Origin of the sequence: Mycobacterium sp. E1715 (genome assembly GCF_001667625.1) — a bacterium.
GTDB lineage: Bacteria > Actinomycetota > Actinomycetes > Mycobacteriales > Mycobacteriaceae > Mycobacterium.
Window position 1 is genome coordinate 1 of the sequence record NZ_LZJJ01000081.1, and the last position, 730, is coordinate 730.

Consider the following 730-nt stretch of genomic DNA (forward strand, 5'->3'; position numbering starts at 1 on the left):
ACCCGACGGTGGTCCGTGGTTTCACGTCCGGCCAGGCCCGCAGGCGAAGCCGATCTGCCTGGCCCGCCTAGCGCGCCAGCACCGCCTCGATGGCGCTGATGACCTCGGGGGCGTCGGGCGCGGTGCGGGGCCGGAACCGCTGCACCACCTGACCGTCGGGTGCGATCAGGAACTTCTCGAAATTCCACTGGATGTCGCCGGCCTCGCCGGCGGAATCGGCGGCCTTGGTCAGCTCGGCGTAGAGCGGGTGACGATCGTCGCCGTTCACCTCGGTCTTGGCCAGCAGCGGGAACGTCACGCCGTACGTCGTCGAACAGAACTCCTGGATCTCCTCGGCCGTGCCCGGCTCCTGGCCCATGAACTGGTTGCAGGGGACGCCGACGACGGTCAGGCCGCGCTCGCCGTAGTCCTCGGCGAGCTTCTCCAGCGCCGTGTATTGCGGAGTCAACCCGCACTTGGAGGCGACGTTGACAACCAGCGTCGCGCCGTCGGCCAATTCGGCCAGCGTGGTCGGCCGGCCGTCGAGGGTGGTCAGGGGGATGTCTTTGAGGGTCACGCCGACGACGCTAACCGAAGGCGGCGACAGCAGCCAGACCCGAGGCGCAACTAGGGCAACAGGTGTCGCCGCCTGGCCTCGGAGACCGATTCCCCGCGCCTGGTAGCGCCCAGCTTGATGTAGATGCCCTTGAGGTACCACTTGACGGTGTTGATCGTGACCCCCAGGTTCCGC

General features: G+C 68.1%; 1 protein-coding gene. It reads right to left on the reverse strand.

Going from position 1 to position 730, the window contains the following annotated elements; genetic code table 11:
- Positions 1 to 67: 67 nt before the first annotated feature.
- Positions 68 to 556, reverse strand: a complete 489-nt coding sequence (locus A9X03_RS04560) for a glutathione peroxidase (protein ID WP_068259881.1) — start codon at positions 554 to 556, stop codon at positions 68 to 70.
- Between the last annotated feature and the right edge of the window lie 174 nt (positions 557 to 730).